Annotated in this window: 16 protein-coding genes; 1 reads left to right on the top strand and 15 read right to left on the bottom strand. The window is 69.5% G+C overall.

Annotated features, from left to right (window positions below; translation table 11 throughout):
• Positions 1 to 38: 38 nt before the first annotated feature.
• The 9 genes from CAP38_RS14355 to CAP38_RS15540 are packed head-to-tail and all read right to left on the bottom strand — an operon-like array spanning position 39 to position 8,336.
• A complete protein-coding gene (locus tag CAP38_RS14355; RefSeq protein WP_086122111.1) occupies positions 39 to 545 on the bottom strand; it encodes a 6,7-dimethyl-8-ribityllumazine synthase in 507 nt (168 codons plus the stop codon).
• 9 nt (positions 546 to 554) lie between these two features.
• A complete protein-coding gene (locus CAP38_RS14350) occupies positions 555 to 1,409 on the bottom strand; it encodes a DUF429 domain-containing protein (protein WP_086122110.1) in 855 nt (284 codons plus the stop codon).
• 7 nt (positions 1,410 to 1,416) lie between these two features.
• Entirely contained in the window at positions 1,417 to 2,298 is an 882-nt protein-coding gene (locus tag CAP38_RS14345; protein ID WP_086122168.1) for an EamA family transporter, read from the bottom strand.
• Positions 2,295 to 2,720 (bottom strand): BLUF domain-containing protein, encoded by a 426-nt coding sequence (locus tag CAP38_RS14340; RefSeq protein WP_086122109.1) that lies wholly within the window; start codon positions 2,718 to 2,720, stop codon positions 2,295 to 2,297. The genes CAP38_RS14345 and CAP38_RS14340 overlap by 4 nt, the downstream gene beginning before the upstream one ends.
• 25 nt (positions 2,721 to 2,745) lie before the next feature.
• Entirely contained in the window at positions 2,746 to 3,471 is a 726-nt protein-coding gene (gene folE / locus CAP38_RS14335; RefSeq protein WP_086122108.1) for a GTP cyclohydrolase I, read from the bottom strand.
• A 53-nt stretch (positions 3,472 to 3,524) separates the two neighbouring features.
• A complete protein-coding gene (locus CAP38_RS14330) occupies positions 3,525 to 5,276 on the bottom strand; it encodes an ATP-dependent DNA ligase (RefSeq protein ID WP_086122107.1) in 1,752 nt (583 codons plus the stop codon).
• Positions 5,273 to 6,340 (bottom strand): ligase-associated DNA damage response exonuclease, encoded by a 1,068-nt coding sequence (locus tag CAP38_RS14325; protein WP_086122106.1) that lies wholly within the window; start codon positions 6,338 to 6,340, stop codon positions 5,273 to 5,275. Before CAP38_RS14325 ends, CAP38_RS14330 begins: the two co-directional genes overlap by 4 nt.
• Positions 6,340 to 7,611 carry a cardiolipin synthase ClsB gene (clsB, locus tag CAP38_RS14320; RefSeq protein WP_256924468.1) on the bottom strand — a complete coding sequence of 424 codons (1,272 nt, stop codon included), beginning with the start codon at positions 7,609 to 7,611 and terminating at the stop codon, positions 6,340 to 6,342. Before clsB ends, CAP38_RS14325 begins: the two co-directional genes overlap by 1 nt.
• Positions 7,608 to 8,336: an endonuclease/exonuclease/phosphatase family protein gene (locus tag CAP38_RS15540; protein ID WP_256924467.1), complete on the bottom strand. Its 729-nt coding sequence runs from the start codon at positions 8,334 to 8,336 to the stop codon at positions 7,608 to 7,610. The genes clsB and CAP38_RS15540 overlap by 4 nt, the downstream gene beginning before the upstream one ends.
• Positions 8,337 to 8,429: 93 nt before the next feature.
• On the opposite strand from CAP38_RS15540, the gene CAP38_RS14315 reads away from it, so the two are divergent.
• A complete protein-coding gene (locus CAP38_RS14315; RefSeq protein WP_086122104.1) occupies positions 8,430 to 8,861 on the top strand; it encodes a hypothetical protein in 432 nt (143 codons plus the stop codon).
• On the opposite strand, the gene nudB is transcribed toward CAP38_RS14315, so the two are convergent.
• The 6 genes from nudB to CAP38_RS14285 all read right to left on the bottom strand — a co-directional run bounded on the left by nudB (position 8,832) and on the right by CAP38_RS14285 (position 14,421).
• On the bottom strand, positions 8,832 to 9,317 hold the full coding sequence (nudB, locus tag CAP38_RS14310; protein WP_256924466.1) for a dihydroneopterin triphosphate diphosphatase: 486 nt from the start codon (positions 9,315 to 9,317) through the stop codon (positions 8,832 to 8,834). The two genes, CAP38_RS14315 and nudB, sit on opposite strands and share 30 nt — an antisense overlap.
• Positions 9,318 to 9,335: 18 nt before the next feature.
• Positions 9,336 to 11,138: an aspartate--tRNA ligase gene (gene aspS / locus CAP38_RS14305; protein ID WP_086122103.1), complete on the bottom strand. Its 1,803-nt coding sequence runs from the start codon at positions 11,136 to 11,138 to the stop codon at positions 9,336 to 9,338.
• Between the two features lie 45 nt (positions 11,139 to 11,183).
• Complete coding sequence (locus CAP38_RS14300; protein WP_086122102.1) at positions 11,184 to 11,858, bottom strand: DUF502 domain-containing protein; 675 nt, start codon at positions 11,856 to 11,858, stop codon at positions 11,184 to 11,186.
• 9 nt (positions 11,859 to 11,867) lie between these two features.
• Entirely contained in the window at positions 11,868 to 12,176 is a 309-nt protein-coding gene (locus CAP38_RS14295; RefSeq protein WP_086122101.1) for an FmdB family zinc ribbon protein, read from the bottom strand.
• Positions 12,177 to 12,289: 113 nt separating this feature from the next.
• Positions 12,290 to 13,855: a ubiquinone biosynthesis regulatory protein kinase UbiB gene (ubiB, locus tag CAP38_RS14290; protein WP_086122100.1), complete on the bottom strand. Its 1,566-nt coding sequence runs from the start codon at positions 13,853 to 13,855 to the stop codon at positions 12,290 to 12,292.
• Positions 13,852 to 14,421: an SCP2 domain-containing protein gene (locus tag CAP38_RS14285; protein ID WP_086122099.1), complete on the bottom strand. Its 570-nt coding sequence runs from the start codon at positions 14,419 to 14,421 to the stop codon at positions 13,852 to 13,854. Before CAP38_RS14285 ends, ubiB begins: the two co-directional genes overlap by 4 nt.
• Positions 14,422 to 14,468 lie beyond the last annotated feature (47 nt).

Genomic DNA, 14,468 nt, shown 5'->3' with positions numbered 1-14,468 from the left:
CAATGGGTTCACCATGGGTCGGCCGGGCGCCGTCGGTCTTACAGACCTGCCAGACGCCGGTCGACCGCCCGCAGGCCGGCCACGGTCAGCAGACAGGCCTGCGCGGCCTCCTGGCCCTTGGACGCAAAGTGCTGCTGCAAGAAGCGCCGGTGCTCCACATGCTCGTGGAAATGGTGCGGTGCCTGCACCGCCGAGATCACCGGCACGCCGGTGCGCAGCTGCACATCCATCAGGGCCTGCACCACGCTGGCGGCCACGAAGTCGTGGCGGTAGACGCCACCGTCCACCACCAGGGCGCTGCCCACCACGGCGGCATAACGGCCCGACGCCGCCAGCCGCTGCACGTGCAGCGGGATCTCGAAGGCGCCCGGCACATCGAAGACGTCGATGCGGTCGGCGGCCACGCCGCCGCGCTGCATCTCGGCAAAGAAGGCATCGCGCGAGCGCTGCACGATGTCGGCGTGCCAGCTGGCCTCCACGAAGGCAAAGCGCAGGTCGGCAGGAAGGTTGTCCGGCAGCGATACGGATTGGGGTGTGACGGTCATGGCGGCATTCTAGGCAGCGGCGGTCACGATCCAGCCTTCCAGCGGATCGCAGGCGGGCAGCCCCCAGCGCTTGTCGCCAGCCTGCCGGCGCTGCCAGGCCCACGCCGCCTGCAGCAGGCACAGCACCGCATCGAGCGTGTCGCCGCTGGCGTCGTCGGCCAGCGCATCGCGCTGGGCATGGGTGAGCTTGAGGCGCAGGCCGGCGGCCTGCAGCAGGGGCGGTGTGCCGTTCTCCAGGGCTTCGACCAGGGTGCGGCGGGCGATCAGACGCTCGGGCGTCTGGCGGGCGCGGTCGTCGGCCTTGTAGCTGGTGTTGCCCAGCACGCTGCGCGCCAGCAGCCCCGGGTAGGCCTCCAGCGCCACCCGCGACGGGTCGCCGGGTGCGTCCACCCCCAGCAAGGTCACGCCGGCCTGGCGCAGGCGCGGCACGCCGGCATGCAGCATGAAGGCCACCGGCGGGTTGATCCATTTCATGCTGGGACTCGACCCGGCCGGTCCGTCGGTGGCCCGGTGCGCGAACTTGCCACCCACCGGCCGTGCGTTGCAGAAGCCGGCAAAGGCATCGCGGATGGCCTCGCGCGACAGCGCCGCGTAATGGTCCATGCAGGCGGGCCAGGCGGTGGGCCAGCCCAGGGTCTGCACCAGCTCGCGCGGCAGGCCGAAGGGCAGATCGAAGCCGCCCACCCAGGGGCCGGGCTGGCGCAGGCGGTCGGTCCAGGCGTCCAGGGTCTCGAAACGTTCCAGGCTGTCCAGGCGCAGGCGGCCCCGGTCGAGCCGGCCGGTGGCCAGGGTCACCGGCTTGCGGCGCGAAGGGGCGCTGGTGAAGTCGCAGCCCAGCAGCTGCGGCGAATCCGTCGGGGTCATGCGCCGATCATCCCAGCCCGAGCGCGGTCACGCCGGCGGCGATGCAGATGGCCCCGCACACCCGGGCGATGCGGTCACCCTCGCCCAGCAGGTGCCCGCCGATCAGGGCGGCAAACAGCATGGACACCTCGCGCGCCGGCGCCACGTGCGAAATCGGCGCATCGCGCATGGCATAGAGCACCAGCACATAGGCCACCGGGCTGATGGCCGCCACCGCCAGGGCGGCGGGCCACTGGGTGGTCCACAGGCGCCAGGCGGTCGTGCGGTCGCGCAGCACCACCGGAGCCAGCAGCGCCACGCGGAAGAAGTTGCCCATGTAGTCGACCAGGATGGGCGACATCAGCAGCACCTTGACCGCATAGCCATCCACCAGCGTGTACGACGCGATGAACACGCCGGTGAGCGCGCCGTAGTACAGGCCCTTGTGGATGCGGGCGCGGGCCGCCGGGTCGTGCGCCGCCCGGACCAGCCCTGGCCCGCCGGCGATCAGGAACACGCCGCCCACCACGCCGGCGATGCCCAGCGCCCCCAGGGCCGATATCTGCTCGCCCAGCAGGACGATGGCCGCCAGCGACGACAGCAGCGGGCCGCTGCCACGGGCCACCGGGTAGACCACGGTCAGGTCGGCCCGTCGGTAGCCGCGCAGCAGGGTGACGTAATAGACCACATGCAGCACGCCGCTGATGGCCACGAAGACCCATTCGGTGGTGCCCCAGCGGGGCAGTTCGTCCCGGCCCAGCCACCAGCCCAGCGGGGCCCACAGCACCATCATGATGACGGCGGTGAAGAAGGCGAAGCGCGAGTCGCCGCCCGCTTTCTTGGCGACGATGTTCCAGCCGGCGTGGATCAGACCGGCCAGGATGATCAGCAGGAAAGCGGTGGTGCTCAGGCGCGGCCGATGATGCTGGCGGTGGCCATCAGCTCCTCGAGCAGGGCCAGCGAGACGCGACCGGAGACCGCGTACGGATCGAACTCCGGCTTCTCGGAGTACTTCAGCACGATGGACGTGTTGAGCTTGCTCAGGTTGACCGTGCCCATGGTCCAGCCACCGAAGCGGCGCTCGGTGATCTCCTCGTAGTGCAGCAGCACCACGTCGGTGTGGCGCTTGTCGCCCACGATGTGGCCGTACAGCTCGTTGACGGCCGTGCGGCCGCCTTCGATGGCCTGCAGGAACACGCCACCGCCGTAGCACAGCACGCCGGTGATGCCGTTGCCCAGGTTGTGCTGACGGGACGACTCGAGGATGGATTCGATGGCCTTGGCGCTGTCTTTCTCGACAGCGCGGCTCACATACAGCAGGCGGACCAGCATGGTGTCTTCCGGAAGAGGGGCGCCTTCAGCGCGGGATGAGCGAGAGGAATTCGCGGCGCAGGTTGGGGTCCTTGAGGAACACGCCGCGCATGACCGAGTTGATCATCTTGCTGTCCATGTCCTTGACCCCGCGCCAGGCCATGCAGTAGTGGCTGGCCTCCATGACGATGGCCAGGCCGTCGGGTTGGGTCTTTTCCTGGATCAGATCGGCCAGCTGCACCACGGCCTCTTCCTGGATCTGGGGCCGGCCCATGATCCATTCGGCCAGGCGGGCGTACTTGGACAGGCCGATCACGTTGGTGTGCTCGTTGGGCATCACGCCGATCCAGATGCGGCCGATCACCGGGCAGAAGTGGTGGCTGCAGGCGCTGCGCACCGTGATCGGGCCGACGATCATCAGCTCGTTGAGGTGCTCGGCGTTGGGGAACTCGGTGACCGACGGACCCTTCACGTAGCGGCCGTTGAACACCTCCTTGAGGTACATCTTGGCCACTCGGCGGGCGGTCTCGCCGGTGTTGTGGTCGTTCTCGGTGTCGATGACCATCGACTCGAGCACGCCCTGCATCTTGACGGTGACTTCGTCGAGCAGCTTCTCGAGTTCACCGGGTTCGATGAAGTCGGCAATGTTGTCGTTGGAGTGGAAGCGGTGGCGGGCGGCCTTCAGGCGCTCGCGGATGCGGACCGACACGGGCGTGCCGTGGTCGTCCTCGGGGGCAGCTGGGTTCATGGCTTCACCAGTTTTCATGAGCATGGGCCATGCTAACACCGCCCCCCGTACCGGATCTTGACAACGACCGCATGCCCTCAGCGCAGCAAGGATTCGAGCTCGGGCAGGGTGCCGGCCTCGTGCAGCGGCTTGTCGGTGCGCAGCCGCAGCATGCGCGGAAAGCGCAGCGCCACGCCGCTCTTGTGGCGGCTGCTGCGCGCGATGCCCTCGAAGGCCAGCTCGAACACCAGTGTGGGCCGCACGCTGCGCACCGGACCGAACTTCTCCAGCGTGGTCTTGCGGATGACCGCGTCGACCGCCTTGAACACCTCGTCGGTCAGGCCCGAATAGGCCTTGGTGAAGGCCACCAGCTGCAGGCCGTCGGGGGCGGGCGGCTGGCGCGCGGCAATGGCCTCGACCACCGCCTGCGCCTCGGCGGCATCGCGCGGCGGGCGGTTCCACACGGCAAAGGTGTAGTCGGTGTAGACCGAGGCGCGGCGGCCGTGGCCGGCCTGGGCATAGATGAGCACGCCATCCACCGTCAGCGGATCGATCTTCCATTTCCACCAGCCCAGGGCCTGGTCGCCCTCGGTCTGCTTGTGGCGGCCCACGCCGTAGGTGCTGGCGCGGTGCTTGAGCATCAGGCCTTCCACGCCCAGGTCGCGCGACTGTTCGCGCCGCCGGGCCAGCGTGGCCCAGTCGTCGGCGCGGTGCAGCGGCGACAGCCACAGGCGCGGTGCCACTGCGGCGGCCAGGTCCTGCAGCCGCTCCCGGCGCAGGTCCAGCGGTTCACCACGCAGGTCCACGCCGCCCTGCTCCAGCAGGTCGTAGGCCACAAAGCCCACCGGCGCCCTGGCCAGAACCGACGCGGTCAGCTTCTGTCGGCCGATGCGCTGCTGCAGCACGGCAAAACCGGCCGGACGGCCGGGCCGGTCGATGCCCGGCAGCGGCGGCAGGGATTCGTCCCAGACCACGATCTCGCCATCGACCACCGTGCCGTCCGGCCAGCCGGCGGCCAGGGCCTGCAGCTCGGGGAAGCGGTCGGTCATGAGCTCCTCGCCGCGCGACCAGACCCAGGTCTGGCCGCCACGCCGCACGATCTGCCCCCGGATGCCGTCGAACTTCCATTCGGCCCGCCAGTCGGTGGCGACCCCGAGCACGGCAGACGGCTCGTCCTGAAGCGGCTGCGCCAGAAAGAACGGGTAGGGCTGGCTCGGGGCGGCATCGGTCGGCCCGGCAGGCCCGTCGGCATCGGTCAGGGCGGTGATGCGCTGCCAGTCTTCGGCCTGGGGCAGGCGTCGGCCATCGGTGTAGCCCATCATGCGGGCCGCCACCAGCTTGGGATCCAGGCCGGCGTGCTCGGCCACGGCCCGCTGCACCAGCAGCTTGCTCACCCCCACCCGGAAACCGCCGCCCACCAGCTTGATGAGCAGGAAGCGCGACAACGGTCCGAGCTCGCGCCACCAGGCCCGCAGCTGCGCGGCCACCGCCGCCTCGTCCTGGCCGCGCAGCGGCAGCAGGCGCTGCGCCATCCAGTCGGCCAGGCCCAGGGCCTCGCCGGCCGTGCCGTCGGGCGGTGGCAGCACCAGCGCGATGGTTTCAGCCAGATCGCCCACCGCCTGGTAAGAGGCCTCGAACAGCCAGTCCGGCAGGCCGGCGGCCTCGGTGGCCAGGGCGCGCAGCTGGGCAGTGCGGATCAGCTGCCGCGGCTTGCCGCCGGAGAGGAAGTAGGCGGCCCAGGCCGCATCGGCCGGACCCACCCGGGCGAAGTGCCGCACCAGCGCCGCCACCTTGGCCTGGGTGGAGGTGGTGGCATCGAGCTCGGCATACAGGTCGGCAAAGTCCTTCACGCCGCCCCCCCGACCGGGGTCTCGACCGCGGCTTCGGCGCCGGTTTCGGCGCGCGTCTCGTGTTCGTCGCCGTACTCGGTCTCGAAGGCCTCGGCCTGCAGGCCCTGCTCCTGCAGGTAGCGCACCAGCACCGGCACCTGGCCGTGGGTGACGATGACGCGCTCGGCGCCGGTGCCGCCGATGGCCTGCAGCAGGCCCGGCCAGTCGGCGTGGTCGGACAGCACGAAGCCCCGGTCGTGGCCACCGCGCCGGCGCTGACCCCGCACCTGCATCCAGCCGCTGGCAAAGGCATCGCTGAAATCGCCGAAGCGACGGATCCACGGCGAGCCCAGGGCGCTGCCCGGGCACAGCACCAGCGCACGGCGCAGCAGGGCCTTGTCGGGCACCTCGCTGACCATCAGCGTCTCGGGCAGGTTGACGCCGGCGGCCCGGTAGCCCCGGTTGATGGGCTCCACCGCGCCGTGGCAGACGATGGGGCCGATGCCGGCATCCAGGTGGGCCAGCAACCGCTGGGCCTTGCCCAGGCTGTAGCAGACCAGCACGCTGGCCCGGCCGGCATCGGCATTGGCCGCCCACCAGGCGTTGATGCCGGCAAAGATCTCGCCGTCCGGCCGCCAGCGGTAGACCGGCAGGCCGAAGGTCGACTCGGTGATGAACACATCGCAGCGCACCGGCTCGAAGGGCGTGCAGGTGCGGTCGGGCAGCGCCCCGGACGGCGTGGTGCGGTAGTCGCCGCTGGCCACCCACACCTGTCCGCCGTGTTCGATGCGCACCTGCGCCGAGCCCAGCACATGGCCGGCGGGGTGCAGCGAGATGCGCACCCCGTTGTGCTCCACCGCCTCGCCATAGGCCAGCCCCTGCAGGGTGATGCCCTGCCCCAGCCGGGCGCGCAGCAACCCCTCGGACACGGCCGTGGCCAGGTAATGGGCATGGCCCGGCCGAGCGTGGTCGGCATGGGCGTGGGTGATGACGGCCCGCTCCACGCGGCGCCAGGGATCGATGTAGAAATCCCCCGGCGGGCAGTACAGGCCCTCGGGCCGCTGAACGATCAGGTCCCCGGTCATCAGTAGCGGTGCCCGGTGATGAACAGCACCGTGCGCATGATGCCGAAGGCCATGCGGTCGAGCAGGCGCTGCGTCCAGGGCCGGCCCTGAAGGCTGGCACGGTCGATGGCCTGGCCGGAACTGGTCAGGATGGCATGCAGGGCGTCGCGCAGACGGGCCGAGAAGACCCGGTCGGTGGTCATGACGTTGGCTTCGCGCGCCAGCAGCAACGACAACGGGTCCAGGTTGGTCGAACCGACCGTGGCCCAGCGGCTGTCCACCACCGCCACCTTGGCATGCAGGGCGCTGGGCGCGTATTCATGGATCTCGATGCCGGCCGCCACCAGCCGCGCATACACCGGCCGGGCGGCGCGGTACTGCAGGAAGTGCTCGTACTTGCCCTGCAGCAGCAGCCGCACCCGCACCCCCCGCTGCGCCGCCATCAGCAGCGCCTTGCGCACCCGCCGCCCCGGAATGAAGTAGGCGTTGGCCAGGATGATTTCCTGCCGCGCCTCGCCGATGGCCTTGAGGTAGGCCCGCTCGATGTCATGCCGATGGCCGACGTTGTCGCGCAGCAGCAGGGCGGCGCGGGCGCCTTCGGCCACCACCGGCGGGGTCTGGGTGTCGTCGAACAGCCGCAGGGCCGGATCGGCATGACGCTCGATCTTCTGCAGCAGCTGGGAGAAGTCACCCACCGGACGCGATTCGCGCAGGGCCTCCCAGGCCGCCTTGAACTCGCGCTGACGGGCGCTGCGCGCGGCCTGCAGGCGCCACCACAGGGTCTCCATGGTGTCGACCATGTCGGCCACCAGCGGTCCGGCCACGCGCAGGCTGAAATCCAGGCGCGGGGCGGACAGCCGACCCAGGGCCACATCGTCGTGGTCGTCGATCAGGTTGATCCCGCCGCAGAAGCCCACCGTGCCGTCCACCACGCACAGCTTGCGGTGCAGCCGCCGCCAGCGACTCGGAATCAGCAGACCCAGCCGGCCCAGCGGCGCATACAGGCGAAGCACCACACCGGCCCTGGCGAACCGTGCCTGCCATTCCGCCGGTACCTGGGGGGTGCCCGCTCCGTCGATCACCAGGCGCACCGCCACGCCGCGCAGCGCGGCCCGCTCCAGCGCCTCCGCCACCCGCAGGGCATCGCCGGCGAACTCGAAGATGTAGGTTTCCAGGTGCACCACCTGCTGCGCCGCGTCCATGGCCTCGATCAGGGCGGGAAAGAATTCGGCCCCGTTCTGCAGCAGCAGCAACTGGTGGCCGGACCGGAGCTGACCTGGCAGACGGCTCACAGCGCCAGCTCGGCAATCAGCGGCAGGTGATCGGACATGCGGGCCCAGGCCTTGCCATGCGGCACGTGGGCCGACAGGGGGCGCAGCCCCCGTGCGTAGATGCGGTCCAGGTGCAGCAGCGGCAGCCGCGCCGGGAAGGTGGGCAGGCGGATGCCCTCGAAGGTCTTGAGGCCCAGCGCATCCATGGGCCGCAGCAGGCGCGCGCCCCAGTCGTTGAAGTCGCCGGCCACCACCAGCGGGGTGTCGGCCGGCACCTCGCGTTCGATGAACGCACCGAGCCGCGCCACCTGTCGCTCGCGGCTGGCGTGGATCAGGCCCAGATGCACCACCACCACATGCACCTCGATGCCGTCCACCAGCACGCTCACATGCAGCAGCCCCCTCTGCTCGAACCGGTGGTCGGACACATCGGCATGGCCGCTGGAGACGACCGGCCATCGCGACAGCACCGCGTTGCCGTGCTCGCCATGCCGGGTCACCGCATTGGTGCAGTAGACCGATTCGTAGCCCTCCGGAGAGAGGTAGCCGGCCTGGTCCAGATCGGGCCAGCGGGTGAAGTGCTTCTCCAGCTTGCGGTGGTGGCTGCGCACCTCCTGCAGGCACACGATGTCGGCGTCGAACTGCTCCACCGCGTGCGCCAGGTTGTGGATTTCCAGCCGGCGCGCCGGCCCCAGGCCCTGGACGCCCTTGTGGATGTTGTAGGTGGCCACGCGCAGCACGGTCATGGGCGGATGATGCCATCCAAACGTCACGGAAGCTTCAGGACATGGCGAAGCACGCGGGGTCACTCAGAGGCATCACAGCAACCGGAGGTCTTCATGCCCCTCGATCCCGTCCTGCATCCGGTCGACCCGGACCCACCCCGCTCCCGGGACCTGCTGCACGCGGTGGAGCCACGCCCCCCGCAGGCCGACCTCGAACTCTGCTCGCAGAGCCGGCGGGCACCGCAGACGGGGCAGGAGCAGGCTGCGCGCTGGCGGCTGACACCGCCCCGACCCGCCGAACCCGACGGCGACGGTGCGTCGCCCTCCTCCACCCTCATGCTCGACGACATCGAAACGCGGCTGGCCCATGCGCCGCGGGACGACATCTCCGGCCTGCGGTGGCTGGTGAACCTGTACCAGCGTCTGCTGGAGATGGTGCTGAGTCAGCCCGATGCGGCCGAATCCACCCGGCGCCGGCACTGGCTTCGGCTGCGCAGCCTGCAGCGCCGGCTGCGTTCAGCCTCCAGCCGCACGGCGACGCGCTAGCTGCAGCACCGCCTCGGCATTGGAAGGCGAATAACACCGGTCGGCCGCCTCGGTCCAGGGCAGCCAGACTTGGTTGCAGTGCTCGCGCGGACTGAGCGTCACCGGGCGGGCCTGCGGCACACACAGGCCGAACAGTCGCTCGGTGTTGTGGGTCACGCCCGGGGCATAGCGGTGGCGCCAGCCCGGGTAGATCTCGTACACGTTCTCAAGGGCCCAGTCGGTCAGCACATGACCCGGCGCCTGCACGTCGATGCCGGTTTCCTCCAGCACCTCGCGCGCCGCGGTGGCCGCCCAGGGCTCGTCGGGGTGGTCCTTGGCGCCGGTGACCGACTGCCAGAAACCCGGCACGTCGGCCCGCTCGATCAGCAGCACGTCGAGCGCCGGTGTGTGGATCACCACCAGCACCGACAAAGGCACCTTGTAGGGCACCTTGAACGGGCGGACCGGCTCGCTCACGGCTCCGCCCTGCGGGGATCAGCCCTGGCGCACGGCGTCCGGGTTGCGCAGCTTGATGTGCAGTTCGCGCAGCTGCTTCTCGTCCACCGGGCTCGGGGCCTGGGTCAGCAGGCACTGGGCGCGCTGGGTCTTGGGGAAGGCGATCACGTCGCGGATGGATTCGGCACCGGTCATGAGCGTGACGATGCGGTCCAGGCCGAAGGCCAGTCCACCGTGGGGCGGCGCGCCGTACTGCAGCGCGTCGAGCAGGAAGCCGAACTTGACCTGGGCCTCTTCGGGTGTGATCTTGAGGGCGTCAAACACCTTCTGCTGCACCGCGGCGGTGTGAATGCGCACAGAGCCGCCGCCGATTTCCCAGCCGTTGAGCACCATGTCGTAGCCCTTGGCGATGCACTTCTCGGGCGCGGTGACCATCCAGTCCTCGTGGCCGTCTTTGGGTGCGGTGAAGGGGTGGTGCACGGCGGTCCAGCGGTCGGCTTCCTCGTCGTACTCGAACATCGGGAAGTCCACCACCCACATCGGGGCCCAGCGGTCCTCGAACAGGCCGTTCTTCTTGCCCAGTTCGCTGTGGCCGATCTTCAGGCGCAGGGCGCCGATGGCGTCATTGACGATCTTGGCCTTGTCGGCACCGAAGAAGATGATGTCGCCATCCTGCGCACCGGTGCGCGCCAGGATCTGGGCCACGGCCTGGTCGTGCAGGTTCTTGACGATCGGGCTCTGCAGGCCGTCGCGGCCCTTGGCCACCTCATTGACCTTGATCCAGGCCAGGCCCTTGGCGCCGTAGATCTTGACGAACTCGGTGTAGGCGTCGATCTCGCTGCGGCTCATCTCGCCGCCGCCCGGCACCCGCAGGGCGACCACGCGGCCGTTCTTCATCTGGGCCGGTGCGCTGAACACCTTGAAGTCCACGTCGGCCATCACATCGGTGAGTTCGGTGAACTCCAGCTTGACGCGCAGGTCGGGCTTGTCCGAGCCGAAGCGGTGCATGGCCTCGCCGTAGGCCATGACCGGGAACTCGCCCAGGTCCACGCCCAGGGTGTTCTGGAACACCGTCTTGATCATGCCCTGGAACATGTCGCGGATGTCTTCCTCGGTCAGGAACGAGGTCTCGATATCGATCTGGGTGAACTCGGGCTGGCGGTCGGCGCGCAGGTCTTCGTCGCGGAAGCACTTGGTGATCTGGTAGTAGCGGTCGAAGCCGGCCACCATCAGCAGCTGCTTGAACAGCTGGGGCGACTGCGGCAGCGCGAAGAACTGGCCGTCGTGCACGCGGCTGGGCACCAGGTAGTCGCGCGCGCCTTCGGGCGTGCTCTTGGTGAGCATGGGGGTCTCGATGTCGACGAAACCGTTGGCGTCGAGGAACTTGCGCACCTCCATGGCCACCTTGTAGCGCAGCATCAGGTTGCGCTGCATGTAGGGGCGGCGCAGGTCCAGCACGCGGTGGGTCAGGCGGGTGGTCTCGGAGAGGTTGTCGTCGTCGAGCTGGAACGGCGGCGTGACCGACGGGTTGAGCACCTTGAGCTCGTGGCACAGCACCTCGATCCTGCCGCTCTTGATGTTGTCGTTGGTGGTGCCCTCGGGGCGGGCGCGCACCAGGCCGATCACCTGCACGCAGAACTCGTTGCGCACGTCCTCGGCGGTCTTGAACATCTCGGCCCGGTCGGGGTCGCACACCACCTGCACTGTGCCTTCGCGGTCACGCAGGTCGATGAAGATCACGCCACCGTGGTCGCGACGGCGGTTGACCCAGCCCGCCAGCGTGACGGTCTGTCCGAGTTGGGCTTCGGTCACCAGACCGCAGTAGATGGAGCGCATGGCCATGTGGAGCTTCTTTCGCAGAGGGATCGGGCGGCAGCCGCCCGGTTTTCAAGGTTTGGGGATGGCGGGCAGCACGGCAGGCGGCGCGTTGCCGCGACCGCTGCCCGGGACGATGACGCCCATGGAGACGATGTAGGTCAGGGCTTCATCCACCGTCATGGCCAGCTCCACGCAGTCGCGCTGGCGCACCATGACGAAGTAGCCGCCGGTGGGGTTGGGTGTGGTGGGCACGAAGACGCTGATGAAGGCCTCGTCGCCGGCCCGGGCACCGGGCTGATCGCGCAGAGTCGACAGCACCTGACCGGCCGGGCTGCCGGTGAGGAAGGCAATGGTCCACATGCCCTCGTGCGGCCAGCGCACCAGCACCGCCTTGCGGAAGGCATTGCCCTTCTCCGAGAACAGCGTGTCCGACACCTGCTTGACGCCCGAATAGATGGAGCGCACCACCGGAATCCGGTGCAGCAGCGCATGCCACCAGTTCACCAGCCGGTTGCCGATGATGTTGGACGCCAGCGCGCCGATGGTCAGCACCACGGCCAGCGCGAACACCACGCCCAGGCCCGGGATGTGCACGCCCAGGACCTGGTCCGGATGCCAGTGGGTGGGCAGGATGCGCAGCGTCTGGTCGAGCGTGCCGACCACCCAGTCCAGCACCCACAGGGTGATGATCAGGGGCACCAGGACCAGCAGTCCCGACAGCAGCCACTTGCGCAGGGAGGGCATGCGGCGTGCTCAGGTCGGGGTGGAGGGCGCAGGAGCGGGGGCCGGACTGGCCGCCGCCGGTGCAGCCGCCGGGGCCGGGGCTGCGGCCGCCGCGCTGTCGGTGGCCGGGGCCGGCGCGCCGGTGGCGCCGTTGTTGCCACCCCGGAAGTCGGTCACGTACCAGCCCGATCCCTTGAGCTGGAAGCCGGCAGCGGTGAGCTGCTTGCGGAAGGTGGGCTGGCCGCAGGACGGGCAGTCATTCAGCGGCTGATCGGAGATTTTCTGCAGGACGTCCTTGGCATGGCCGCAGGACTCGCACTTGTAGGCATAGATCGGCATGGCAGAACAGAAGGTACCTGTGAAACAACCGCACGCCCCGCACAGGGGGCGTGCAGACCAAAACCGGCCATTATAAATTCGCGCCCCGATGGGCGTGGGACACGGCCCGGGCGTCAGAACAGCCGAATGCGCAGGACGATCTGCATGGCGATCAGTCCCAGCACGAAGCCCACGCCCCCGTAGATCAGGGTCTGCAGCAGCCGGTGGGTGCGGCGGGATTCCGTCACCAGCGCGTCGATGTCGCGCCGGAGATCATCCGGCCGGTGCTTGAGGTAGTCGTGCAGCAGGCGCGGGATGGCGGGCAGCAGCTTGGCGTACTGCGGCGCCTCGGCCTTGAGCTGGGCCAGCAGGCGCTGCGGGCCGACCTGCTCCAGCATCCACTGCTCCAGGAAGGGCTTGGCGGTGCTCCACAGGTCCAGATCGGGGTCCAGATCGCGGCCCAGGCCCTCGATGTTGAGCAGCGTCTTCTGCAGCAGCACCAGCTGGGGCTGGATCTCCACCTGGAAACGGCGCGAGGTCTGGAACAGGCGCATGAGCACCATGCCCAGCGAGATCTCCTTGAGCGGCCGGTCGAAGTACGGTTCGCACACCCCGCGGATGGCGGCCTCCAGCTCGTCCACCCGGGTCTGGGGCGGCACCCAGCCCGACTCGATGTGCAGCTCGGCCACACGGCGGTAGTCGCGGCGGAAGAAGGCGGTGAAGTTCTGCGCCAGGTATTCCTTGTCGAACTCGGTCAGGGTGCCGACGATGCCGAAATCCAGCGAGATGTAGCGGCCGAAGGTGGCCGGGTCCAGGCTGACCTGGATGTTGCCCGGGTGCATGTCGGCGTGGAAGAAGCCGTCGCGGAACACCTGGGTGAAGAACAGGGTCACGCCGTCGCGCGCCAGCTTGGGGATGTCCACGCCACGCCGGCGCAGCTCGTCGACCCGGTTGATCGGGATGCCGTGCATGCGCTCCATGACCATCACCTCGGTGTGGCAGTAGTCCCAGAGCATCTCGGGAATCATCACCAGGTTCAGGCCGGCCATGTTGCGACGCAGCTGGGCCGCATTCGAGGCCTCGCGCAGCAGGTCGAGCTCGTCGTGCAGGTACTTGTCGAACTCGGAGACCACCTCGCGCGGCTTGAGGCGCTTGCCGTCGGCCGACAGGCGCTCGACCCAGCCGGCCATCAGCCGCATGAGGCTCAGGTCCTTCTCGATGACCGGCAGCATGTTGGGCCGCAGCACCTTGACCGCCACCTCACGGCCGGCGTGGCGACCGTCGCGCAGGGTGCCGAAATGCACCTGGGCGATGGACGCACTGGCCACCGGCACCTGCTCGAAATGGCTGAACACCTGATCCAGGCGACGGCCGAAGGCCCGCTCGATGGTGGCCACGGCCACGGCGCTGGGGAATGGCGGCACCCGGTCCTGCAGCCGGGCCAGCTCGTCGGCAATGTCCGGCGGCAGCAGGTCGCGCCGGGTGGACAGCACCTGACCGAACTTCACGAAGATCGGGCCCAGCCGCTCCAGCGCCTCGCGCAGCCGCTGGCCGCGTGGCGCATCGAGCTTGCGGCCCAGGGTGACCACCCGGGCCAGCATGCGGATCCAGGGGTGGCGGAAGCTGGAGAGCACCAGCTCGTCCAGGCCATGCCGCAGCACCACCCAGACGATGAACGCACCGCGCAGGTAGCGCGTCATGGGGCAGTCCCGCCGCCGGGCGGGCGCGGCAGGCGCTCCAGGAAGGCCCGCAGGGCCTGCACCGCACCGGTGGCGAAACGGCCCAGGGTGTGGGCCGGCGCATCGCCGATCAGGCGGGCCAGATCTTCCTCCACGTCCCAGCGCACGTTGTCCACCAGCCAGGCCACCTCGGCCGCCAGCTGGACATCGCCCTGGATGTCCACCGCCGGCTTCTGGCCGGCCATGAGCGACTGGGCCACCGCCAGCGGCGAGGTCTGGGCCACGGTCATGGTGAGTTCGGGGCGGGCGTCGGGGGCGCCGCGCTCCAGCAGGCCGGCGGCGGTGGGCACCAGCACCAGGCTGATGTCGTTCCAGCGCACCAGCATGGCCTTGCCCTGCTGGCGCCGCAGCCGGTCGGTGGCAGCCGGTTCCTGCTGCAGCACATGGTTGAGGAACAGCACCACGCGGTTCTGGACCTCGTCCACCACCCATGGGGGCGGGCGCAGAGCCTCCAGCAGGCCGGTCAGGGGATGGCTGTCGGTGCGGGCACCGGCGCCGGACGAAAAAACGGGTGGTTCATCATTCATGACCACCCGATTCTGACGGATAAAGCCCCGGCGCCCGTGACGCCGGA

Origin of the sequence: Hydrogenophaga sp. IBVHS2, assembly GCF_002127215.1 — a bacterium.
Taxonomy (GTDB): Bacteria; Pseudomonadota; Gammaproteobacteria; order Burkholderiales; family Burkholderiaceae_C; genus Hydrogenophaga.
The sequence above is the reverse complement of the archived record's forward strand: the minus strand, read 5'-3'. Positions and strand labels throughout refer to the sequence as shown.